The sequence below is a fragment of the Parasaccharibacter apium genome (assembly GCF_002917995.1).
Classification (GTDB): domain Bacteria; phylum Pseudomonadota; class Alphaproteobacteria; order Acetobacterales; family Acetobacteraceae; genus Bombella; species Bombella apis.
Genome location: NZ_LMYH01000004.1, coordinates 1 through 21,782 on the forward strand (window position 1 = coordinate 1; position 21,782 = coordinate 21,782).

The 21,782-nt window shown below is 60.9% G+C and carries 19 protein-coding genes and 2 tRNA genes; 9 read left to right on the forward strand and 12 right to left on the reverse strand.

The window, feature by feature from the left end; all coding sequences use genetic code 11:
- Positions 1-306: 306 nt before the first annotated feature.
- From ASO19_RS02060 to ASO19_RS02080, 5 genes are all read left to right on the forward strand, one after another.
- Positions 307-1,425 (forward strand): extracellular solute-binding protein, encoded by a 1,119-nt coding sequence (locus ASO19_RS02060; RefSeq protein WP_227449690.1) that lies wholly within the window; start codon positions 307-309, stop codon positions 1,423-1,425.
- The gene (locus ASO19_RS02065; protein ID WP_043558037.1) at positions 1,422-1,916 is read left to right on the forward strand and encodes a YcgN family cysteine cluster protein; all 495 of its coding nucleotides are present in this window, start codon (positions 1,422-1,424) and stop codon (positions 1,914-1,916) included. The genes ASO19_RS02060 and ASO19_RS02065 overlap by 4 nt, the downstream gene beginning before the upstream one ends.
- A 7-nt stretch (positions 1,917-1,923) precedes the next feature.
- A complete protein-coding gene (locus tag ASO19_RS02070) occupies positions 1,924-2,595 on the forward strand; it encodes a M48 family metallopeptidase (RefSeq protein ID WP_166651578.1) in 672 nt (223 codons plus the stop codon).
- Between the two features lie 16 nt (positions 2,596-2,611).
- Positions 2,612-2,698 (forward strand) — tRNA-Leu (locus tag ASO19_RS02075).
- A gap of 124 nt (positions 2,699-2,822) precedes the next feature.
- Entirely contained in the window at positions 2,823-3,578 is a 756-nt protein-coding gene (locus ASO19_RS02080; protein WP_154981130.1) for a tetratricopeptide repeat protein, read from the forward strand.
- Between the two features lie 24 nt (positions 3,579-3,602).
- On the opposite strand, the gene ASO19_RS02085 is transcribed toward ASO19_RS02080, so the two are convergent.
- The 3 genes from ASO19_RS02085 to rplM all read right to left on the reverse strand — a co-directional run bounded on the left by ASO19_RS02085 (position 3,603) and on the right by rplM (position 5,888).
- A complete protein-coding gene (locus ASO19_RS02085) occupies positions 3,603-4,688 on the reverse strand; it encodes a branched-chain amino acid aminotransferase (protein ID WP_043558032.1) in 1,086 nt (361 codons plus the stop codon).
- A gap of 214 nt (positions 4,689-4,902) precedes the next feature.
- Positions 4,903-5,406, reverse strand: coding sequence for a 30S ribosomal protein S9 (rpsI, locus tag ASO19_RS02090; RefSeq protein WP_043558030.1), 504 nt, complete (start codon positions 5,404-5,406; stop codon positions 4,903-4,905).
- Between the two features lie 11 nt (positions 5,407-5,417).
- Positions 5,418-5,888 (reverse strand): 50S ribosomal protein L13, encoded by a 471-nt coding sequence (gene rplM, locus ASO19_RS02095; RefSeq protein WP_043558027.1) that lies wholly within the window; start codon positions 5,886-5,888, stop codon positions 5,418-5,420.
- 355 nt (positions 5,889-6,243) lie between these two features.
- Here rplM and ASO19_RS02100 point away from each other — a divergent pair, with 355 nt between their 5' ends.
- Positions 6,244-7,899 (forward strand): hypothetical protein, encoded by a 1,656-nt coding sequence (locus tag ASO19_RS02100; RefSeq protein WP_103765293.1) that lies wholly within the window; start codon positions 6,244-6,246, stop codon positions 7,897-7,899.
- Positions 7,900-7,952: 53 nt separating this feature from the next.
- Here the strand turns inward: ASO19_RS02100 and ASO19_RS02105 are convergent.
- Positions 7,953-8,028, reverse strand: a tRNA-His gene (locus ASO19_RS02105).
- Between the two features lie 274 nt (positions 8,029-8,302).
- Here ASO19_RS02105 and ASO19_RS02110 point away from each other — a divergent pair.
- Positions 8,303-9,757, forward strand: a complete 1,455-nt coding sequence (locus tag ASO19_RS02110; RefSeq protein WP_043558022.1) for a SulP family inorganic anion transporter — start codon at positions 8,303-8,305, stop codon at positions 9,755-9,757.
- A 69-nt stretch (positions 9,758-9,826) separates the two neighbouring features.
- Here the strand turns inward: ASO19_RS02110 and hflX are convergent, their stop codons facing one another.
- The 7 genes from hflX to ASO19_RS02145 form a co-directional block, all read right to left on the reverse strand.
- On the reverse strand, positions 9,827-11,149 hold the full coding sequence (hflX, locus tag ASO19_RS02115; RefSeq protein ID WP_081562826.1) for a GTPase HflX: 1,323 nt from the start codon (positions 11,147-11,149) through the stop codon (positions 9,827-9,829).
- A 107-nt stretch (positions 11,150-11,256) separates the two neighbouring features.
- Positions 11,257-11,484, reverse strand: a complete 228-nt coding sequence (hfq, locus tag ASO19_RS02120) for an RNA chaperone Hfq (protein WP_081563414.1) — start codon at positions 11,482-11,484, stop codon at positions 11,257-11,259.
- 11 nt (positions 11,485-11,495) lie between these two features.
- The gene (ntrX, locus tag ASO19_RS02125) at positions 11,496-12,923 is read right to left on the reverse strand and encodes a nitrogen assimilation response regulator NtrX (protein WP_043558015.1); all 1,428 of its coding nucleotides are present in this window, start codon (positions 12,921-12,923) and stop codon (positions 11,496-11,498) included.
- Between the two features lie 9 nt (positions 12,924-12,932).
- On the reverse strand, positions 12,933-15,290 hold the full coding sequence (locus ASO19_RS02130) for a sensor histidine kinase NtrY-like (RefSeq protein WP_081562827.1): 2,358 nt from the start codon (positions 15,288-15,290) through the stop codon (positions 12,933-12,935).
- Positions 15,291-15,307: 17 nt separating this feature from the next.
- On the reverse strand, positions 15,308-16,048 hold the full coding sequence (locus tag ASO19_RS02135; RefSeq protein WP_043558012.1) for a helix-turn-helix domain-containing protein: 741 nt from the start codon (positions 16,046-16,048) through the stop codon (positions 15,308-15,310).
- Entirely contained in the window at positions 16,048-17,097 is a 1,050-nt protein-coding gene (gene dusB / locus ASO19_RS02140; protein WP_103765294.1) for a tRNA dihydrouridine synthase DusB, read from the reverse strand. Before dusB ends, ASO19_RS02135 begins: the two co-directional genes overlap by 1 nt.
- Positions 17,098-17,184: 87 nt before the next feature.
- On the reverse strand, positions 17,185-17,466 hold the full coding sequence (locus tag ASO19_RS02145) for a hypothetical protein (protein WP_043558447.1): 282 nt from the start codon (positions 17,464-17,466) through the stop codon (positions 17,185-17,187).
- A 139-nt stretch (positions 17,467-17,605) separates the two neighbouring features.
- Between ASO19_RS02145 and ASO19_RS02150 the strand changes: the two genes are divergently transcribed.
- Together ASO19_RS02150 and ASO19_RS02155 are read left to right on the forward strand one after the other, a co-directional pair.
- Entirely contained in the window at positions 17,606-18,664 is a 1,059-nt protein-coding gene (locus ASO19_RS02150; protein ID WP_081562829.1) for a quinone-dependent dihydroorotate dehydrogenase, read from the forward strand.
- 30 nt (positions 18,665-18,694) lie between these two features.
- The gene (locus ASO19_RS02155; protein ID WP_103765295.1) at positions 18,695-20,221 is read left to right on the forward strand and encodes a glycosyltransferase family 2 protein; all 1,527 of its coding nucleotides are present in this window, start codon (positions 18,695-18,697) and stop codon (positions 20,219-20,221) included.
- A gap of 98 nt (positions 20,222-20,319) precedes the next feature.
- On the opposite strand, the gene ASO19_RS02160 is transcribed toward ASO19_RS02155, so the two are convergent.
- Positions 20,320-21,750: a sugar porter family MFS transporter gene (locus ASO19_RS02160; protein WP_043557999.1), complete on the reverse strand. Its 1,431-nt coding sequence runs from the start codon at positions 21,748-21,750 to the stop codon at positions 20,320-20,322.
- Positions 21,751-21,782 lie beyond the last annotated feature (32 nt).

Below are 21,782 nucleotides of genomic sequence, written 5' to 3' on the forward strand. Positions count from 1 at the left end.
GCCAGAGGGAGGACAGAACACACCCCTCCGCCGACCATTCCCTCACCTATAGCACTGCACGGGAAAAAGCCAAAGCACCTCACGAAGCGGCGCTACCCACCCCTCATTAAAGGTTGAATGGAAAATATTTCCCTATTCTATCAAGAAAAAAAGGCATAAAGATGTTCTGATTCTTTTTTCTTCTCCCCTCTGTAACGAAGTTTCAAGAATCATCATGTAATATCCTTTCATCTCAACCACTTCCATGCATTTATCCTGTCCATTGAATCCCACCGCCACCTCAAGTCCGTACGGTGCCGCTACGTCATGAAAACAGTCCGCCCCCGGAGCTGCCAGAAACACCCCTCACTGCCCCACACGGGGCACCGTCTGTTCCGTTCCATCATGCGGGCGGTTTGTCCTGTCAGGCAGTTCCTGGACAAAATTCATCCATCCATCGGGCGTTTGCCTGCACTCTGTCTGGCCCTCACAGCCATGGCTGGCGCAGCCCCTGTCTCCGCCATGGCGGATGCGGCCAGCACACAGACCGACCCTGCCCCACAGGACAGGACCTATTACTGGGCCATTCCAGAGCATGATCTCATCGGCCCGATACTGCGTGATTCCACCTCCATGAATCTTGCTTTCCTGAGCCGTGAAGGACGTGGACTGGACGAAATAGAACAGCAGGCCCTTGCCTATCCACAGACCGTACAGGCCATCATGCTGAACAGCACGGAATCGGCCATCGCCTGTGCACGAGCCTGGTTGCAGCCCCTCCATGCCCTGGGCCGTTGTGGTCGGCCGGCCGGTTTTTTCCGCAATGTCCTCTTCTGGGATACATCCCGCATCACCACCCCACCACATTGGCCAACATTGTGGGATGTTGCCCGCTATCCCGGACAGCGAGCCTTCTTCCGGGGCCCCCGCATGACGCTGGAGATTGCCCTGCTGGCTGATGGCGTCCCCCCCAACCAGGTCTACGCCCAGCTCTCCACCCCGGCAGGGATCGACCGGGCCTTCCACAAGCTCAACCAGCTGCGGCCCTATATAATCTGGTGGCGCTCTCCCTCCGAGGCCTACCATATCCTCCAGAAACAGGCCGTGCTGATGGGAATCACCCCCGGCGCCATCATTCTCTCTCCCAAGGCAAGAAACACACTGGTGCGACCTTATCAGGCAGAGATGGGCAACGTTCTGTACAGTCCCGCCATGTGGGCAATTCCGGCGACACTGCCCACTGAGCAGGCCAACGAAATCCGCACCCTCCTGCTGAAGAACCCACCACACCTGCCCTATCCTCCTTCCCCCATTCCTGCCGAATCACTTGAAATCAGCGACGGTTTCTGGGCAACACATGAACTGCTGCTGAGTGAGCGCTTTAACGCATGGCTCACCCACACTCCTCTTTCCAGGCCCCTGACGACAGAACAGACCACACGATGACAGATCACCTTCCCTTCTGGCGAACCACTTCCCTTCAGGACATGACAGCCAGCCAATGGGAATCTCTCTGTGACGGCTGTGGCCGCTGTTGCCTGAACAAGCTGCGGGACGAAGACACCGATGAGATCATCTGGACGGACGTTTCCTGCCGTCTCCTTGATACCCAGACATGCCGCTGCACCGACTATGAGCGACGCCAGAAAAAAATTCCGGACTGCATCTCCCTGACCCCGGCCCTGCTGGACGACATCGACTGGCTGCCCCCGAGCTGCGCCTATCGCCTCCTGCGGGACGGGTTCGACCTGCCGGAATGGCATCCCCTTCGCAGTGGAACGGACGACACCGTGCTGAAGGCCGGCGCCTCGGCCAGTGGCCGCTGCATCAGCGAACGCCGGGCCGGCCTGCTGGAAAACCACATCGCCGACTGGCCCGGTACCTGGCCGGAGGGCGCCCCACCCTGCGTTGCGCTCCGTCAGAATGGTAACAGCTGACACTCCCGTGCTTCTTCCACCCGTTCTCTGGCGTATGTCCTCCCGGGCCCGGCGGATCATTCTCCGTCTGGACCTCCGCCGACGGGCCATTGTCATCACCCTCCCTGCTGGAGCCACCCGCCAACAGGGGCTGCGCTTCCTCCAGAGCCAGTCACAATGGCTGGCACAGGCCATGGCAGACCTCCCTCCTCCGGCAGTCGATCAGGGCCAGATATGGCTGGAGGGGCAGGCCATTCCCATCCTCCCCACCATAATACTGGATGGCCGTACACGCCTGACAGACAAAGGGCTGCATGTGGGCCACCCTCCCGAAGAACATGCCCGCCATCTGCTCTCCTTTCTGAAGCGCCGTGCCGAAAGCCTGTTCCCGCCCCTCTTCCGGCAACAGAGCCTCCGTATGGAGGCCTCACCAGCAAAATTCAGCCTGCGGGATGTCAAAAGCCGCTGGGGCAGCTGCACAAGGCAAGGGCGCATCATGCTCAGCTGGCGGCTCATCATGGCTCCGCCGGACATCTACACCTACGTGATGGTGCATGAGCTCGCCCATCTGCGCCATTTCAACCATGGGCCGGCCTTCTGGGCGCTTGTGGACCAATACGCCCCGGGCGGACAGCCGGGGCGCAAAAAAGCTGAAAAATGGCTTTCACAGAATGGTGCTCATCTGCTGGCCATGATATAAAACGCCCGCTTCCTCTGCGCGCTTGGCGGAATGGTAGACGCACGAGACTTAAAATCTCGAGTTCGGTCAGAACGTGCGGGTTCAAGTCCCGCAGCGCGCACCAGAGGTGCCTTTTCTGCGCGGTACCATTGCCTTTCCATGCAGCCCGGCTCTATCTTCATCTTCCTGCAAAAGATTATCAGTTTGATCCCAAGGCCTGGCACCCGTCCAGCAAAGTAAGGAACGCCATGGTGTTCGCCCGATTCCGTCGCTTCTTCAGCCGTTCTTCCGCCCATCCGCAAGAGCCCGACCTGCCGGACAATCTTGCGGAAATCTACCAGAAGGCACGGAACGGCCATGTACTGGAGCAGGTTCTCTGGGGGAAAGCCCTGCTGGACAGCGAGTATGTCCCCCGGGATGTGGACAAAGCACGGGAGTGGTTCACCATTGCGGCTTCTGCCAGTTATGGCCCGGCCCACAACATGCTGGGCCGCTGTTCACAGTTCGGCTGGGGGTGCCCGCTGGATCTGACAGAAGCTGTCCGCCATTACAGCCGGGCTGCGCAGCTGGATGACCTGTGGGGCATCTACAATCTCGGCATCTGCCACATGCGGGGCCTGGGAGTGCAGGCAGACCGGCGAACCGCCTTCCTTCTCTTCCGTCGGGCAGCTCTGCGAGGCCATGCGAAGTCCATGAACCTGCTGGCCCGTTTCATTGAGGAGGGATGGGAGACCCCCGCCAATCCCCTTGCCGCTCTGGAATGGTATCAGCGCTCTGCTGACGGAGGCGATTACCGGGGGCAGCATAATTATGCTACCGCCTTGATGGGTATGGGGCAGCCGGAAGATGCTCTGCGCTACTGGCGCATGGCCGTAAAGGACGCCACGCCAGATATTCTTCAGGCCATGCAGCGGGAGCTGGAAAGGCCCGGAGCCCCACAGGACCCGGACCTCATGGAAACACTCAGGCAGCGGCTGAAAACAGCTCTGCCGGGCGATGACTGACAACACCCGGCCTGCGCTCTTCCCTCACAGGGAAACGGTATGAACCCAGCCGAACGGGTCCGCTTCCTCGCCACGCTGGAGGGCGCACAGGGCGTTGCGCAGCTTCATGGTAACCGGCCCAGCCGTTTTTCCATCACCAAACGCCACGGAGCCAGCATCCCGGCGGAATTCGCCAATCGGTGAAATGACTGCCGCCGTGCCGCAGGCAAAGGCCTCCGTGATCTCACCAGCAGCGGCAGCCCTGAAGACATCATCTATGGCCAGAGGCTCCTCAACCATGGTCAGGCCCATCCTGCGGCCCAGCTTGAGGATGCTGTCCCTCGTGATGCCTCGCAGAATCGTCCCACCAAGCGGTGGTGTGACCACACTGCCATCCTTGCGGACGAACATGACGTTCATGCCGCCCATTTCATCAATGAAACGACGTTCCTTCGCATCAAGGAACAGCACCTGGCTACAGCCATGGTCCGCCGCCTCCTGCTGGGGCAGCAGACTGGCTGCGTAATTGCCCCCACATTTGGCCTCACCCGTGCCACCGGGAGCCGCCCGTGTATACTGCTCCGACACCCAGACCGGGATGCTGCCATTACCACTGAAATACCCCCCTACAGGGCTGGCCAGCACGACGAACAGATATTCATTGGCCCGCTTCACGCCAAGAAACACTTCATTGGAGATCATGAACGGCCGCAGATAGAGGCTCTGCTCCGGATTGGTGGGCACCCAGTCATGATCCACCTTCAGCAGGGCCTTGATGGACCCGAGGAAGAGCTCCTCCGGCAGCTCGGCCATGGAAAGGCGGCGGGCTGACGCCGCAAACCGGGCAGCATTGGCCTCCGGCCGGAACAGCGTAACAGCCCCCCCCTTGCCACGATAGGCTTTCAGCCCCTCGAAAATCTCCTGCCCATAATGCAGGACGGTCGATGCCGGGTCGATCTGCAAAGGCTGACGAGGAATAATTCTGGCGTCATGCCAGCCCTTTTCATCCGTATAACGGATGACAGCCATATGGTCCGTAAAGACACGCCCGAACTTTGGGTCCACCATCAGGGCCTGCCGCTGCTCGGCTGATGTAGGGGTCTCTGTCCGTTCAATGCTGAACTCTGCCATGATGCTTCCTGCCTTCCCGGTCGGTTCAAAGATGTCACATTTCGGAATTTATGTGCTGTTCCGTCAAGAGACTAATATATGGAATACTATGTCTTTCAAGACCATATTTTTGAAACTTTATTTCATGAATGCCAGACATGCACCATAAAAAAACCCCCACCCGGCAGGGTGAGGGTTTTTCCGGCGCAGGCCAGTTTTCCGTATGGCTGAAAGATCAGCGCTTGGAGAACTGGAAGGAACGGCGGGCCTTGGCCTTACCGTACTTCTTACGCTCGACGACACGGCTGTCACGCGTCAGGAAGCCAGCCATCTTCAGCACACCACGCAGCTCCGGCTCGTAGTGGGTCAGGGCACGGGAGATACCGTGACGGACCGCACCAGCCTGACCGGAAAGACCACCGCCAGTGACCGTGCAATACACGTCAAACTGGTTGTAGCGATCTGTCAGCAGGAAGGGCTGGGTGATCAGCATGCGCAGCACGGGGCGTGCGAAATAATTCGTGACCGGGCGGCCGTTGACGGTGATCTCACCCTTGCCAGGCTTGATCCACACACGGGCGACGGCGTCCTTACGGCGGCCCGTTGCGTAGGAACGGCCCTGCGCATCACGCTTGGCTTCATAGACGGGAGCTGCATTGGCAACAGCAGGAGCCGCATTGGCCAGGTCCTGCAAAGTGCCGGTAAGCTCGGCGGCGGGGCGCTCTTGAGTTTCTGACATGATGACAGGCCTTACTGACGTTTCAGGGTATTCTTGCGGTTCAGGGAAGCAACGTCCAGCTTGACGGGCTTCTGACCCTCATGCGGGTGCTCCGTGCCGGCATAGACGTACAGGTGCTTCATCTGGGCGCGCTGGAGCGGACCACGGGTGATCATGCGCTCGACAGCCTTCTCCACGACCTGACCGGGGTTCTTGCCCTCGAGACGCTGAGTGATGGTGCGCTCCTTGATGCCACCCGGATGGCCGGTGTGGTAATGGAAGAGCTTCTGGCCGACCTTGTTGCCTGTCAGGGCGATCTTCTCGGCGTTGATGACGACAACCGCATCACCGCAATCAACATGCGGGGTGTACTGCGGCTTGTGCTTGCCGCGCAGACGGTTGGCAATGATGGTGGCGAGACGGCCCAGAACCAGCCCTTCGGCATCGATCAGGATCCAGTTTCTCGTCACCTCCGCGGGTTTCAGCGAAAGTGTGGTCTTCATGACGTATCATTTCCAGTTTGAGATGCCACGGACAATGCGGCATCAGGAAAAGGACTGCCCCGACGATGCCGGCTCCGTAAGAGGCCAGACACCCTGAAAGCCGGAAACAGATTCAGGATGTGGGCGTTATTGCGGGAGACGGGAAAAAGGTCAAGCCCTTTAATTCTGGACCATTGCGCCACAAGCGGCAGAGAACAGGCATTTTTTATGATGTGGTATTAAAATACCGCAAAATAATCCCTTCTTTCTGCCTCCTTCCGGCAGCAGACAGCTCCATCCCCATTTGCTCATGCCTCTGCCAAAGGGTATTGTGCCGGTTCGCATATCAAGAGTGCCCAAGTGAGGTAAGTGCAGCATGCAACGGTTACGGCTTCCCCTCTGTCTGGCCCTCCTCATCCTGATTCTGGGGGGACTGGGCATCTACCGCGAGGCCGGAATCCGTCTTTCCCACGCACTGGACCGGTTCCGGGCTGCCCTGCCTGCCGGGGCGGACTTTCATTACAGCGAGGTCCGGCCCGCATTCCTGCTTGGCGGGGTGACCCTGTATGATGTGTCGTTCCATTATCAGGCGACAGATTTCCACGCCCGGCGTGTCCGTTTCGGCTACCCCAAGCTGCTTTCCAGCGGAACCCTGAGACTGGCCAGCCTCCTGCTGGATTCACCCAGCTATACCGACCAGACACACCACATCACGGCAGACGAAGCGTCGTTCCATCACCTCCATATCCCCTCCTCGGCAGAAACGCTGCATGAAGGTCATGGCGAAGCGGACAGCATGCGCTCCCTGGCAGCCATCATGTCGTTTGAACCGGAAGACGTGACAGCCCTGCGCTTTGAACAGATGCAGCTGACAAAACTGCGTGTCTCACCATCAGAAAACGCCCCGCCCATTGCGGCTGGCTCCGCAGTTGCACGCCCGTTCACCATAAAAACACTGTCGGCTGACAACCTGATCGTTGAAGGCTACGGGCAGGGACTCCGTGTCCATACACTCATGAACGGCCTGTCCCTTTCCGTTTCCCTCCCCGGCGGCAAAAACAGCCTCTTCCCGCCAGTATTGCAGCAGATCCTCCTGCCCGGGAACACGGACGCCACGCCCGGGGCCGAATCTCCCATGGAACTGAATCTGGCCCTCCAGCATCTGGAAGCAAGAGAAGGTTACATCCAGTGGCTGAAGCGCCCCTTCCAGCATGCAGGCAACCCGGCAGAAACATTCTGGCAGGACCCGGCAGCAACCCTGTGGGAAAAGCCTGGCAAACTGGAAATCAACGGCCTGTCCCTTCTCTTCAGCCGGACAGACCTGCGACGGACCCTCATCCTCACCCATCTGGCAGGCGAGCGGCGGGCCGGAGAGAATGATGATCTCCGCACGGAGGGAGACCTGTCCGGCCTGACGACCCGGCTCTCGCCCCCCCCCTCACTGCTGGCCTCTCCCGTGGCTCTGCCGACGGATTACCACATCATTGCCACCTCCTGGAAAAGGATGGGGGAATGGGACGAGACCCTCCAGCTCCGTACCCTTTTTGGCAAGGACAGCCCCGCCCTGATGTCCGTGGTCTTCAGTCTGCCTGACATCAATCCGTTCCATCTGGGCGATGACAGCGTGTCACGCTTCCTCCAGGCTGGGCAATGCCTGGGGACAGAGCTGACCGTGCAGGGGCTGGACATCTTCTCCTATTACGGCATCCTGACCCACCAGGCTGAAGCCTCCTCCGAAACGGACAAACCAGCCGATGGAACGGGGGCCGCCAAACCCACACTGGAGTCTCCAAAAGGCTCCATGATGGCCGAACAGGGGTATGTCGTTACACCCCGCTTCAATGTTCTGGCCCTCCAGAAACCCATTCTGGCCCCTGTACTGGATTTCCTGCTGGCACCCGAACGGCGGACCCTCACCTTCAAGACCGGGCCGCTCTCTCTGGAGGAACTGGCCCATATCCCGAGCGACAGCAGCGACACGGCCAAATTCGACCGGCTGCATGTACTGAGTGTCACAACGCAGGACCAGTAAAGGCTCAGGAGAGCCTGCCTGCGTCACTCGACATCACGTTTTAGGGGAAATGCTGGGGCGAATGACGGGATTCGAACCCGCGACCACCGGTACCACAAACCGGCGCTCTACCAACTGAGCTACATCCGCCACACAGCGACCTGACATTTATTAAATCCTGCTTCTGCCGTCCAGCCCTCAAAAGCATTTTTGTCATATTTTTTTAGGACGTACCCCCTCCGGGCCGAAAAACCCGCCATCATGGGCCGATATCCGGTACGACATGGCCACAATGCTTCACAGCCTCCCGGCAGCCGCCTATAGTTGCCGCACAATTGGCCGCACCGGGCCGCCAGTACGGTGACCATGGCAGAACCTTGTATCTGCCCCACAGCCTCAACAGAGAGAAGGACCAGCCGCATTCATGGCCAGTGATTCCTACATCCAGCAATGGACCCAAAGACCCGTCAGGGAAATATTGGCAGGCATGGTGGGCACGTTCGCCCTCATTCCTGAAGTCATCGCCTTTTCCTACATTGCTGGCGTGTCACCGGCCGTCTCGCTGTTCGCTTCCTTCGTCATCTCCGTCTCCATCGCCATCTTCGGAGGCAGGCCGGGCATGATCTCCGGGGCCGCCGGGTCTGTTGCCCTGGTGCTGGCACCGCTCGTCCATGCCCATGGCCTCCAGTACATGCTGCTGGCCACCCTGATGGCCGGGGGCCTGCAGGTCATCTTCGGGCTGCTGCGCCTCCACTCCCTGATGCGCTTCGTCTCCAGCGAGGTCCGTACCGGCTTCGTCAACGCCCTGGCCATTCTCATCTTTTCCGCACAGGTCCCGCAGATGCTGGGAGTGAGCTGGCAGACCCATCTGCTCATCATCATCGGGCTGGTCATCATCTATCTTCTGCCCCGGCTCTCCAAGGCCATTCCCTCACCGCTCATCTGCATCATCGTACTGACGGCCATCACCATCATCCATCCGATGCCGGTCCGTACCATTGCGGACCTCGGGGCCCTGCCGACAGGCCTGCCGCAGTTCACCCTGCCACAGCTTCCCCTGAATGCTGAAACGCTCACCATCACCTTTCCGTATGCCCTGGCCGTGGCGGCTGTCGGACTGCTGGAATCCCTGATGACTGCCAGTGTGGTGGATGACCTGACGGACACGCACGGCACACCACAGAGAGAATGTACCGGGCTGGGAATCTCCAACATTTTCGTCGGCCTGTTCGGCGGGATTGCCGGATGCGGCATGATCGGCCAGACCGTCGGCAACCTGCGCTATGGCGGGCGTGGGCGGCTCTCCACCTTCACGGCAGGGGCCTTCCTCCTGCTGCTGATGGTCGTGCTGCACCCGTGGGTGGCCCGGGTGCCGGTCGCCGCCCTCGTGGCCATCATGATCATGGTGTCCGTCAGCACCTTCGCCTGGGGCAGCCTGAAAGACCTCTTCCACCACCCCAAGCTGACCAGCCTCGTGATGCTCGTCACCGTCGGCGTGGTCGTGCTGACCCACAATCTGGCGGCTGGCGTGCTCGTGGGCGTCCTGCTCTCCGGCCTGTTCTTTGCATGGCATACGGCCCGGCTGGTGCAGGTCCGCTCCACGGAAGAACATGACATACTGACCTACCACATACAGGGTCAGATCTTCTTTGCTTCAGCAGACCTGATGGCCGAGGCCATGACCTACACCACCCATGCCCACCGGGTGACGCTGGACCTTTCCCACGCGCGCTTCTGGGACATCACGGCCGTGCAGGCCCTTGAGAAGATTGTCGAGAAATTCCGCAAGCACGGCAAGGAGGTGACCGTCTGCGGGCTGGATCATGCCCAGCATGGCATCCTCACCGAGCAGTCCGACGAAAAGGCTTTCACCATCTGAAGGAGGCCCGACCTCGGCCTCCGGATACGGAAAACCCCGGCAGGATGACCTCGCCGGGGTTTTTCATGATCAGCCCTCCTGTTCCAGCATGAGGGGCAAGGCTGGAAACTGCCGGACAAAACGCTGCTGATCCGCCGGGAACAGACGGACCCGGAGATGCAGTCTCTCCTCATCATCCAGCCGTTCCATCACCTCCCCATGCTCATGCAGCCATGCCAATGCGGCACCATCCGTAACAGGAACCTGCACCGAAAACTGCTTCATGGACCGTGTCATGAAGGCATCCAGAGCCTCCATGAGGTCCGGCAGCCCTTCCCCCGTCAGGGCGGACACGGCCACGCTGCCCTCACGGCGGGGCACGGCTTCCGTACCGCCCAGAAGATCGGCCTTGTTCAGCACCTCGATCGTCCGTTCCGGCCACGCCTCATCCAGCATCCCGTCGGCTGTCATGTCACCCAGAACGGACAGCACGTCCTCCCGCTGGGAGGCACTGTCCGGATGGGCGACATCACGCACATGCAGGATGATGTCCGCCTCCGCCACCTCTTCCAGCGTCGCCCGGAAGGCGGCGATCAGCTCGGTCGGCAGGTCGCTGATGAATCCCACCGTGTCGGACAGGATGACCCGACGGCCTGAAGGCAGGGTCAGGTTCCGCATGGTCGGGTCCAACGTGGCGAAGAGCTGGTCCTGTGCGTGGACACCCGCCCCGGTGATCCGATTGAACAGGGTGGACTTTCCCGCATTGGTATACCCCACCAGAGCCACGACCGGGAACGGAACCTTGCGACGGGCATGACGGTGCAGACCACGGGTCCGACGGACCTGCTCCAGCTCCTTCCGCAGCTTGACCAGACGTTCATCCAGCATCCGCCTGTCCGCCTCGATCTGCGTTTCACCCGGGCCACCAAGGAAGCCGAACCCACCACGCTGCCGCTCCAGATGCGTCCAGAGCCGGACAAGACGGGACCGCTGATATTCCAGATGCGCCAGCTCCACCTGCAACACACCCTCCCGTGTCGCAGCTCTGGCTCCGAAAATATCCAGAATCAGGCCGGTCCGGTCCACCACCTTGCAGCCCATCTCTTTTTCCAGGTTGCGCTGCTGGGCGGGCGAAAGACGGGCATCGACCACCACCACGCCCACGGACTCCGCCTTGACGATCTCTGTCAGCTCCTCCAGCTGCCCCGCACCGAGGAGGGTCGCCGGGCGCTTCGTCCGCAGCGGATAAATGGCCGTATGGACGATCTCCAACCCAATGGAGGCCGCGAGCCCCACCGCCTCCTCCAGCCGGGCTTCTGCGGCTCGGCCTTCAGCGAAGGCCTGCTTCTCCGCAGGGAGAATGACGGCGGCGAGGGTGGGCTTGCGGGCGGTTTCCTTGGGCTGACGTCTCAAATCCGGAACATCCTGTCTTCAAAATCCTGTATCGGCCTTCTTCAGGCCCGCCTCATATGGGAGGGAGCCCTGCCAGACACAAGCACCCCCCGGAAGAGAGGCACCAGTCAGGGCAGGTCCGAAAGAGCCGCCACGGGCATGATGGTGCTGATCGCATGTTTGTAGACGAGCTGCACATGCCCGTCCCGGCGGAGCAGCACACTGCGACCATCAAACCGTGTGATGACCCCCTGAAGCTTGACACCATTGACCAGAAAAACCGTCACCGGTTCTTCCCGCTGCTGCACATGGGCCAGAAACTGCTCCTGCACGTCGCCTGTTCTCTGTTCTGACATGGATTCCTTCATCATTTCCCACCCTGCCCGTCACGTTCGGACGGGGCAGCAGACCGATCTTCCTGTGTTACACCAAGCTGCTTGAGTTTGCGGTGCAGTGCGCTCCGCTCCATGCAGACAAAATTGGCCGTCCGGCTGATATTGCCACCAAAACGCATCAGCTGGACCTGCAGATACTGTGTCTCGAACTGGTCCCGAGCCTCCCGCAAAGGCAGGCTCATCACATCAGCACCAGCTGTCAGGCAGGTCATGGAAGGAGCCCCCTCCCGGACTGCCTCTGGCAGCATGTCTGCCCGTATGACGTGCGGGGTGTCACCATCCCCACCGGGGGCCAGAATGAGCATCCGTTCCATCAGGTTCCGCAGCTCACGCACATTCCCCGGCCATTCGTAAGTCTGGAGACAGGCCAGAGCATCCACGGCAAGTGTCCGGACCGGCAGGCCGGAAGACCGGGCACAACGTTCCAGAAAATGCTGCGCCATGACCGGAATATCTTCTGGTCGCTCCGAAAGAGCCGGAACCTGAAGGGGCACGACGGCCAGCCGATAATACAGGTCCTCCCGGAAACGGCGCCGGACAATTTCAGCCTGAAGGTCCCGGCTGGTGGTCGCCAGCACCCGGACATCCACCTTCACGCTGTGATTGCCACCCAGACGCTCGAACGTATTGACCTGAAGCGCCCGCACGATCTTGCCCTGTGTCTCCAGCGGCATGTCGGCCACTTCATCCAACAGCAGGGTGCCCCGATGGGCACGCTCCAGCAGGCCCGGACGGCCCGGCCTGTCACCGGCTCCCTCAACCCCGAAAAGTTCTTCCTCCAGATGCTCCGGGGCCAAAGCAGCACAGTTCAGCACCACGAAAGGGCCCTCCGCCCTTTTGGATTCAGCGTGGATGAGCCGGGCCACCACCTCCTTGCCCGCACCGGCAGGGCCGGTGATAAGAACACGGGAGTTGGTAGGGGCCACACGGCTGATCTGCCCCCGCAGCGCATTGACGAGCGCACTGTTGCCCATGAGCGTGCTCTGCTCTCCGGCTCTCAGGCGCAACTCGGCATTTTCCTTGCGCAGCCGGGCTGCCTCCAGCGCCCGACGGACAATGACCAGAAGACGGTCCGACTGGAAGGGCTTCTCCAGAAAATCATAAGCCCCCTGATGCAGGCTGGAGACGGCCGTCTCGATCGTTCCGTGCCCGGAAATCATGATGACAGGCACATCCGGCTGCTCCTCCCGGAACAGACGCAGCAGGGCCATGCCGTCCAGACGGGAGTTCTGGAGCCAGATGTCCAGTATCACCAGCGAGGGCCGATTCTCCCGGAAAACCCGGATGGCCTCATCAGCCTCCGCAGCTCCACAGGTCACGTAGCCATCATCCTCCAGAATCCCGGCAAGCAGGAGGCGGATATCCGGCTCGTCATCAACGATCAGAATTTCATGCTCCATGGGATACCTTCATGCTTTGCTCACGCCCTCTGCTGCAAGCCCCCTGCCCACCAGCGGGAGGATGAGTGCCACCAGGGTGCCAGCCGTTCCCACATCTCCGGTACCGGCAAGCACCCGGCGCTCTTCCTCTGTCAGGGACCGCAGGTGCAGCCGCCCCTTATGGGCCTCCATCGCCCGGTGAACAATGGCCAGCCCCAGCCCGGTCCCCTTCTCCTTGTGGGTCACGTAAGGCTCTGTCAGACGCTGATGCTCCCCAGCGGGCAGCCCCACGCCGTTATCAGCCACACCAATGATTGCCGCTTCATCCTCAAGCGTCAAGCGGAGGACAATCCAGCCCAGCACGGGCTGGTCCACCCCCAGGCGCCGCCCTGTCATCAGGATGGCATCTGCTGCATTCTGTAGCAGGTTGATAAGAGATTGACCAATCAGGCGATGGTCACACCGCACCATGACCGGCCCACCAGCCGGGACATCCAGCCGATACGCTATCTCCGGATGGGCATTCTGCTGGAGGAACAGCGCCTCACGACACAGGCGGACAAGGTCATGCTCGGCCATCTCTGGCTGGGGCATACGGGCAAAGGATGAGAACTCATCCACCATGCGCCCGATATCCCCTACCTGCCGCACGATCGTGCTGATGAGCTGATCGTAGATTTCCGGATCGCTGGTAATCTCCCTGTAAAAACGCCGTCTCAGCCTCTCAGCCGCCAACTGGATGGGGGTCAGTGGATTCTTGATTTCATGGGCGATGCGACGGGCCACATCGGCCCAGGCGGCCTTGCGCTGGGCTACCTGAAGGAGGGTGATGTCATCAAAGGTGACAACATATCCCCCCCGGCCTTCATGCCCGTTCTGCTCCGCCACGGCAGAGACGAGCAGGGTTCGTCCGGCTCCGGCACCACCCCCGCCTCCTGGCCCACCCGGCGCCCGGGCACTTTCAGTATCGATCTGGATTTCAGCCCCATGCTCCTTCTCGGGATGCTCTTTCACAGCCTGAAGCAGAGTGGCGAATTCGGGCACATGATCGACCAGAGGGCACCCCTTGGCCTGTTCCAGGTCCCGCTGAAGAATGGAGGAGGCAGCCCGATTGGGAAGTTCGACAGTCTGGTCATGGTCCAGCCCGATCACACCGGCAGACACACCAGCAAGAACGGTCTCCGTGAAACGCCGCCGTTCGTCAATCTGGTCATAAGCCTGCATCAGCTCAGAACGCTGGCTGGCCAACTGGCTGGCCATCAGGTTGAAGGCACGGGAGAGGGCCACCAGCTCATCCTCACGAAGGCCACGGCTTTCCACAGGGACCCGTGCCGTCAGATCCCCCCGGGAAATGCGACGGGCTGCCCGGATCAGAAGGCTGAGGGGCCGAGTGATCCTGTTGGCCTGGGACAGGCCGCTGAGCATTCCCACCGCCAGCACCAGCAGACCCATCAGCGCCAGAATCACGATGAGTGTCAGCTGGGTCTTGCCACGATTGTTGAGCATCCGCTGATAATCCTGCACCAGCGTGTCTGTCCGTGTCATATGGTGGAGGATGTCCGGGTCCACTGGCCGGGTAATGACCAGCATGAGACCAGAATTGCCCCCCAGCGAGACAACCCCCCGCACCAGCTGCGCCTCTGGCTGGTCCAGAAGCACGACTTCTCCTGTTCTGGCCATGGCCGCCACAGACCGGGGCGGCAGCTCCTTTTCCGGGTCCCCCGCCCGGATGGCCATGAGCCCCCCCGTAGCGATGATCCTGTAGGTGATCGGATTGAAAATGATCGCATCATTCAGTCCCCGTTCCGTCACCTCATCTTCCAGCAGGGCCTGAAGGCGTGGCTGGTCGTGGAACAGGTCCGTCCCGTGGGCGAACATCTCGTCGTTCTGGACTGTCAGAAGCGTGTTGGCCAGGGCAAAGGCCTCTGTCCTCGTATTCTCATTATGCTCCCGCAGATATCCTGCCGCTACGGAACGGGCCTCGCTCAGGGCCGTGTTGACCCGGTTTGAAAACCAGATCTCCACACCATAATGGAAGAACAGGGCCGAAAGGGCACCGACCATCAGTGTAGGCGCCACGGCCACCACGCCAAACAGCATGACAAGCTGGCTGTGCAGCCGGGCCCCGGCCTGCCCCATGCGCCGTGCGGCCAGCATCCGGCCGATCTGCCGTACCCCGGCAGCACCGATGAGCATGAGCGTGATGAAATCCAGCAGGAAAAGCAGGGCCTGCGCCCGTGGTACCCGGGCCAGTGAAACACCACCCGCAAGGACGATGAATGTCACGAACGTGAGGACCAGCGCCACGACCGTCAGCACCACCACGCCATCAGGGCTGGTCAGACGCCCGAGAGAGGCCCGCATCCTGCTGGCAAGACGTCTGATCATCACAGTATCTTTCCTGCTCAACGGTCCCCCGGCTTCGCTCCGGGCCGGGGGACAACGATATGAAGTTCCCTGATGCGCTTGCGCAGGGTGTTGCGGTTCAACCCCAGCAGAGCAGCGGCACGGAGCTGATTCCCACCCGTATGCTGGAGGGCCATGGTGATGAGGGGACGTTCCACTGCTCCCACCACGCTGCCATGCAGGTTGCAGCTGCCCGCCTCCAGCCCTGCCCGTACATAACTGCGCATGACCGGCTCGAACATCGCTGCCAGCCCCCCGCTCCGGTCACCGGAAAGAGCCCGCACGGCCCGCAGACGTTCCGGCCCGAGGCACTGCTCCATCGGCAGGGAAGCCAGCCAGTGCCGCAGGCCATCCTCCAGCCCTCCGTGACGCAACAGGGTCGCCTGGTCATGCCGGCTGGCCACCACGATACGCACGGCCTCCTCCCGCCGTGCCGGCGGCCTGTGGGCCAGAACAGCCGCAAAACGCTTCTGGAGTGTCGGGCACAGGCAATCCAGCTCATCCAGAAGAAGCGTGCCGCCACGGGCCTGCTCCAGCCAGCCATTGCCTGCCGTACCAAACAGCCGCTCCTCCCGCAGGGCACGGGGAACAGCCGTCAGCCCCGCAACGACAAAAGCTCCGCCTGCACAGGAACTGTGGGCGTGAATCCTCTGGGCCACGTCGAGACGCTCCTGCGAGCTGGCACCATGCAGGAACAACGGGCGCAGCGCACGGACTGCCCGGGCCGTCGGCTCACCCATCACGCCACATGCCGGGCAAGAGCCCCTTCCCGATCACGCACGATGCCAGCCGCGATGGCGTCATCATAGAACCGCTCCAGCAGAGCAATGACAGCAGGAGCGGAATCCAGCCGGTTCACCTCCGCCCGGAATGCCGCCGACCCCGGAAGACCGGCGGAATACCAGGAGACATGCTTGCGGGCGAGGCGCAGGCCCGGTCGCTCCCCAAAATGGTCCATCATCATGTGATAATGTTTCAGGACGATCTCTTTCTCCGTTGCGAGATCGGGGTCCGGCACGTCCACGCCGCTCCGCAGGGACTGGGTCAGCTGGGCGAGGAACCAGGGCCGCCCATAGCAGCCCCGCCCCACCATGATGCCGTCCGCCCCCGAATCCGCCAGGGCCTGACGGGCCGAGGCCATGCTCACGATGTCACCATTGACGATCACCGGAAGCCTCACCGCCTCCTTGACCCTGCGGACAAACTTCCAGTCCGCCCGGCCATTGTAGAACATCTGGCGGGTCCGCCCGTGCACCGTGATCATGCGGATGCCGACATCCTCGGCAATACGGGCCAGGGCAGGAGCATTGAGATGCTCATGGTCCCACCCCATCCGCATCTTCAGCGTCACGGGGACATCCACCGCCTTCACTGTCGCCTCCAGCAGGCGGGCGGCGAGAGCTTCATCCCGCATGAGGGACGATCCGGCCATCTGGCCGATGGCCACCTTCTTGACCGGACAGCCGAAATTGATGTCCACGACATCCGCACCACCCGCCACGGCGATCTTTGCTGCCTCTCCCATGGCCTGCGGGTCACACCCCGCCAACTGTACGGCATTGACACCACCAGCCCCGGCGCTGCGGGCCATGCTCAGGGTCCGCTCATTCTCCCGTACCATCGCCCATGAAGCGATCATCTCCGAAATGACAAGCCCCGCTCCCAGCTCTCTGGTCAGCCTGCGAAACGGCAGGTCCGTGACGCCGGACATGGGAGCGAGGATGACAGGGTCATCAATCACGCAGCCCGTCCCCAGAGTGATGGGCGGCAGAGGAATCGGCATTGGCATGGATACGGGATACCTGTCAGGTTTTCGTGGAGCAGACCGGGGCGGGATTTTACAGTTACGGCCTTCAAAGCGCAAATGGCGGCTGCCTCACCCCTGCCTGCGCCGCCGGGCCCGCCTCATGGAAAGAATCTCCCGGTCATGACGCTGTTCCCCAGCCGGCGTGACCTCAAAACGTCCGTCATCCCTCTGCCGGGCCAGCCCCATGCCAGCCAGCCGCAGCAGGCAGGACCGGTCCTTGAGAGGGGCCCGGAAATCGGGCATCCGCCCTTCCGGCGGGGGGCCGACCGGGCGGCCCGTTTCACCGCTCAGCACAAGCCGGTGCAGGGCCGAACGGCAGCAGGTTTCCAGGTACAGGTCATCCCAGCTCATGGCTCCGGCTCCCGTTTCATCGACATGGCGCAACTCCCTCTCTGCAAAGCCACACAACAGTCATCAATACCGCAAATTGTCTTGACAAGAACGACCATGCGTTCTGAAAGGTTCTTAACTGTCAGTAAGGGAAGAGTGAATGCTCGATATCGGAAAAACAGCCACGTGGCTTCTGCGCCGTCTCAACCCTGAAACTGCACATGAGCTTGCCATCCACAGCATTGCCCACGGCCTCGCCGGTCGCGGCAAACCCGATCATTCGGCCCTCCGGACGGAAGCTCTGGGTCTTTCCTTCCCCAACCCGATCGGCCTTGCAGCAGGGTTCGACAAGAATGCCCGGGCCGTGCGGGGGCTGGCCAGACTCGGCTTCGGCTTTGTGGAGACCGGCACGGTCACACCCCGGCCCCAACCGGGCAATCCCCGGCCCCGCCTGTTCCGTCTGGTCGATGACCACGCCATCATCAACCGCATGGGCTTCAACAGCTGTGGGATTGACCGGTTCTGCCAGAACCTGACACCCCTTTTCCGCCCGGACGGGAATGGCACCGTAAAAGCCGCCGGTGTTCCGCTGGGAATCAATCTGGGCATCAACAAGACAGGGGCAGATCCGCTTGTGGACTACCCCGCCCTGGTAGGCCGGACGAAATCCTACGCCGATTATATCACCATCAACCTCTCCTCCCCCAACACCCCCGGCCTGCGGGACCTTCAGGCTACCGACATGCTGGCCCGCCTGCTGGATGCCATACAGACCGCCCATCCCGACCGCCCCCCTTTGCTGGTGAAGCTTGCCCCTGATCTTGAAGATGACGCCTATGGCCCCATCCTCCAGACGGCACTGGACGGTGGTGCTGATGGTCTCATTCTCACCAACACCACGCTGGCCCGTCCCGCCCGCCTGACGGACCCTCACCGTGAGGAGGCCGGAGGCCTCTCCGGTGCGCCACTGGCCGAACGGGCCCGCCATGTGCTCCAGCTCGTGAGCGACCTGAACAATGGCCGCCTCTGCCTCGTTTCTTCCGGCGGCATCGAAACCGGAAAAGACATTCTCGAGCGCCTGAAAATGGGGGCGGACCTCGTACAGGTCTACACGGCCTTCATCTACGAAGGGCCCGCCGTCCTCACCCGGCTGAAGCAGGAGCTGCTGCACGAGATGAGCCGCTCCGGCATCCGCACCCTCGCCTCTCTCCGGCGCTGAATCACCGTAACGCAGGGGCCACGTAGCACCATGAAGACTGCTCTGGTCGGCATCGTCAAAAACGAAGCACACGACATACTGTACTGGCTGGCCTGGCATGCCCTCCTCGGTGTGGACAGTTTCATCCTGTTTGATGATGATTCAGATGATGGCACGAGGGATCTCATCACGGCCGCCAGCCTGCACTGGGATGTGCGCCTTTTCCATATCCGTGAGCACAGCCTTGACCTGTCCAGCCAGGACCATGCAGAGCGCCAGAGACAGGTCTATCTCGATGCCCTGTCGGCCATTGCCATGGATGAACAGTCTTACGACTGGATGGGTTTTCTGGATACGGACGAATATGTCAGGCTGTACGCCCACGAAACCCTGCCGGAATTTCTGGAATCATTGCCTGCCGATGCCGGTGCAGTAGCCCTGCACTGGCAGGTTTATGGCCATGACAACCACATCACGACACCCAGCCTGCCGCCTTTCCACAGTTTCAGCCGCCACAGCACGGCGGGAGAGGCCATCAACCGGCATGTAAAGAGCTTCATCCGCCCTCATTGCTGGAAGAAAGGCAAATGGGTCAATGTCCATTATTTTGCGCTGGCTGAAGGGCGTTATGTCACCTCATCCGGTGCGCCTGTTGCCTGGTCTGCCGTACCCGGCATTACGGTGGGGTATCCTGACTGGGCTGTTGCCAGCCTGATGCATTTCCAGCGGCGCAGTCTGGAACAGTTCGTCAAACGGGTCCTCAACCGCAAAGACCTCCAGCTCACCCTTTCAGACCACCAGCTGGCCCAATGGAACGACATTGAAGACACGGTCCCCCGTGAAAAGACGTCGGACGTTCTGCGCTGGGTCAGGCCGGTCATCACGGCAGGGGCCGTGACCGTGCTGGAAGAGATGCGGCGTCAGCACCCTCCCATCCCCGGCCTGACTCCCCCCTCAACCCGGCAGAATCCGGCTGGCTTCCGGGTCTTTTCCCTGCATCCGAAGGATGCCCGCCATCCCGGTCTCGTCAATGATCTGCTCCAGGACCTTGGCAGTGCCGAGCAGCAGGGGGGTGAGTTCCAGCTTTTCCTGATCCAGAGCCTGATCCATCCCGAAGCCGCCTTTCTGTTCGGCCTGGATGAAAAGGACAGGATACGGGACTTCTTCATCCTGCATGATGGCCGCCTCACCGGCCTGCCCCGCTACGACATCCTGCCTGTCATCGAACAGACAGCCATTGCCCTGAGGCAGCATGGGGGCCAGAAACGTTTTCTCTGCTCTCCTCCCACGGAACCAATGGCGCCTGACAGGCAGGCCGTCAGCCTTTGGGAATGTTTCATCACCATTCCTCAGGAGACCACACCCTCAGGGGCCTCCTGGTTGAGCCTGTCGCCCTTCAACCTGCTGGAGATGGCTCTGGGCGCTCCAACCTTCACGCTGGACACCATTTCCACCCTGACAGCCATCGACCGGGAAACCACCGTATGGCTTCTCCCTCTTCTGGCCCCCCATTTACAGGCGCCACAATACAGGGAACTGCACAGCCATCTGGGCGCCCTGGCCCCCTTCATCCTGTAAGAACAGGGGAGCAGGCCCATTCCCTTCATTGAAAAAGGCTCACCAGAGGACTGGTGAGCCTTTTTTCTCTTCGTGCCAGACAGGCTGACCGCCATGGCTCAGCGCCCAAGTTTGCGCAGCTTCACACCACTCATCAGCCGTTCTTCAATCTTGGCCAGAGACATGCCTTTGGTCTCCGGCACGTACAGATATGTCAGACCAATGAAAATGAAGTTCAGAACGGCCAGAAGCCAGAACGTGCCAGAGGCCCCAAAGGCCTCCATCAGCGGCAGAAAGCTGACACTCACGCCCATATTGGCCAGCCAGTTCATCAGGGTAGAAGCGGACATGCCGAAATTGCGCCCCTGAATGGGCTGGATCTCTGCACACAGCACCCACATGAGCGGCCCCGCCGACATGGCATGACCAGCGCAGAAAACCATCAGCACGAACACGGCGATCATCTGGGAAGCCTGCTCCGCCATACCCTCATGCAACAGGGCTGCAAGAGCCCCCATTGTCAGCGCCATGACGGCAAAACCGACATAAAGAATGGGCTTGCGGCCCCAGCGGTCCACCAGACCAACCGCCACGAACGTGGCCAGCATGTTCACCAGCCCGATGATGGCCGTACACCAGACCTGTGCATGTGTATCAAAATGGGCAGCCTGAAGAATCTTCGGAGCATAGAACATGACGATGTTGATGCCCGCCAGCTGCTGCATGGCCTGAAGGCCAATACCCAGCAGCACGGAACGACGGAAATTGCTGTTGCGCTTCAGCAGTGCCCACCCTTCCTGCTTCGTTTCCAGCTGCTGACGGATGGCCTGAATCTCCTTGGCGGCCTCCAGCGGGTCATCCCGCAGGTCCAGCAGGATTCTCCGCGCCTCCTTGTGGCGGCCTTTCATCACCAGCCAGTGCGGACTGTAAGGCAGGAACAGAACCCCGATAAGAAACAGCGTTGCCGGGAAGGCTGCAAAAGCAAACATGCTCCGCCAGCTGCCACGATAGGAAAAATAGGCATCGGCCAGAAAAGCCACGAATATGCCGATCGTCAGCATAAGCTGGTAGGTGGAGATCATCGCACCACGGGTATCTTCACTGGCAATTTCAGAAAGATAGAGCGGCGCCGTAAAGGCGGACAGCCCGATGGCATAGCCCATCACAACCCGGAAGGAGATCATGGAGGCAACAGACCAGCTCAGGAAGCAGCCCAGTGCCCCAATCACGAACACTGCAGCCCCGCAGATCAACGCCCGCTTGCGCCCGACCTTCTGGGCCAGCTTGCTGGCACTCACCGAGCCAAGGGCCGCACCAGCCATCATGGCACTGACAACCCATGAGAGCGCCAGTGTGGAAGGATGAAACTCCCGGGAAAACAGATCCAGCGCACCGGAAACCACGCCGATATCAATACCAGACATCAGCCCCGCAAGGGCCGCAACACCACCAATGACAAGAATCTTGAATTTCGTGGGATCGAAAAATGACGCATCGTCATCATCGCCTGTCCCTGGGGATACAGAACGGGGATCAACTTCATCTACCATGTAAAGGGCGCAACCTCCCTGATGCAGACCAG

Coding starts and splice junctions, on each gene's coding strand:
- ASO19_RS02060 (WP_227449690.1), top strand. CDS start 307: ATGAAAACAGTCCGCCCCCGGAGCTGCCAGAAACACCCCTCACTGCCC.
- ASO19_RS02065 (WP_043558037.1), top strand. CDS start 1,422: ATGACAGATCACCTTCCCTTCTGGCGAACCACTTCCCTTCAGGACATG.
- ASO19_RS02080 (WP_154981130.1), top strand. CDS start 2,823: ATGGTGTTCGCCCGATTCCGTCGCTTCTTCAGCCGTTCTTCCGCCCAT.
- ASO19_RS02085 (WP_043558032.1), bottom strand. CDS start 4,688: ATGGCAGAGTTCAGCATTGAACGGACAGAGACCCCTACATCAGCCGAG.
- rpsI (WP_043558030.1), bottom strand. CDS start 5,406: ATGTCAGAAACTCAAGAGCGCCCCGCCGCCGAGCTTACCGGCACTTTG.
- rplM (WP_043558027.1), bottom strand. CDS start 5,888: ATGAAGACCACACTTTCGCTGAAACCCGCGGAGGTGACGAGAAACTGG.
- ASO19_RS02100 (WP_103765293.1), top strand. CDS start 6,244: ATGCAACGGTTACGGCTTCCCCTCTGTCTGGCCCTCCTCATCCTGATT.
- ASO19_RS02110 (WP_043558022.1), top strand. CDS start 8,303: ATGGCCAGTGATTCCTACATCCAGCAATGGACCCAAAGACCCGTCAGG.
- hfq (WP_081563414.1), bottom strand. CDS start 11,484: ATGTCAGAACAGAGAACAGGCGACGTGCAGGAGCAGTTTCTGGCCCAT.
- ntrX (WP_043558015.1), bottom strand. CDS start 12,923: ATGGAGCATGAAATTCTGATCGTTGATGACGAGCCGGATATCCGCCTC.
- ASO19_RS02130 (WP_081562827.1), bottom strand. CDS start 15,290: ATGATCAGACGTCTTGCCAGCAGGATGCGGGCCTCTCTCGGGCGTCTG.
- ASO19_RS02135 (WP_043558012.1), bottom strand. CDS start 16,048: ATGGGTGAGCCGACGGCCCGGGCAGTCCGTGCGCTGCGCCCGTTGTTC.
- dusB (WP_103765294.1), bottom strand. CDS start 17,097: ATGCCAATGCCGATTCCTCTGCCGCCCATCACTCTGGGGACGGGCTGC.
- ASO19_RS02145 (WP_043558447.1), bottom strand. CDS start 17,466: ATGAGCTGGGATGACCTGTACCTGGAAACCTGCTGCCGTTCGGCCCTG.
- ASO19_RS02150 (WP_081562829.1), top strand. CDS start 17,606: ATGCTCGATATCGGAAAAACAGCCACGTGGCTTCTGCGCCGTCTCAAC.
- ASO19_RS02155 (WP_103765295.1), top strand. CDS start 18,695: ATGAAGACTGCTCTGGTCGGCATCGTCAAAAACGAAGCACACGACATA.
- ASO19_RS02160 (WP_043557999.1), bottom strand. CDS start 21,750: ATGGTAGATGAAGTTGATCCCCGTTCTGTATCCCCAGGGACAGGCGAT.